This is a genomic window from Streptococcus sp. HMSC073A12 (assembly GCF_001812815.1).
GTDB lineage: Bacteria > Bacillota > Bacilli > Lactobacillales > Streptococcaceae > Streptococcus > Streptococcus vaginalis.
In genome coordinates, this window is sequence record NZ_KV810523.1 from 1 (window position 1) to 356 (window position 356).

Annotated in this window: 1 protein-coding gene; it reads left to right on the plus strand. The window is 43.5% G+C overall.

Features of this window, described 5'->3' with window-relative positions; translation table 11 throughout:
* Positions 1–356 (plus strand): transcriptional regulator (locus HMPREF2876_RS00220; protein WP_070583887.1); only part of this gene is annotated, 356 nt, incomplete at both ends.

Below are 356 nucleotides of genomic sequence, written 5' to 3' on the forward strand. Positions count from 1 at the left end.
ATGTTGGTGCTCTATCAGTTGGTAAGCCAGTATCCGCAGCTGGTAGAAGAAGAAAGTCAGCTCTATGTTTACTATAAGACCAAGTTCCGCAATCATATCCTGGACATCCTCCGTAAACAGGAAAGTCAAAAACGCAAACTTAATCGTCAAGCTTATGAAGAAGTGAGCGAGATTGGTCACAAGCTCAGCCTAAAAGAACTATATCTGGATGAATTGGTGATTCTCCGAGACCAACTAAATAGCTATCAAGCTCAACTGAGCCCAGAGAAACAGGAGCAGTATGAGCGCTTACTAGCCGATGAACGGTTCAAAGGCCGCCAAGCCATGATTCGAGAATTAAGAGCCTACTTAAAAGA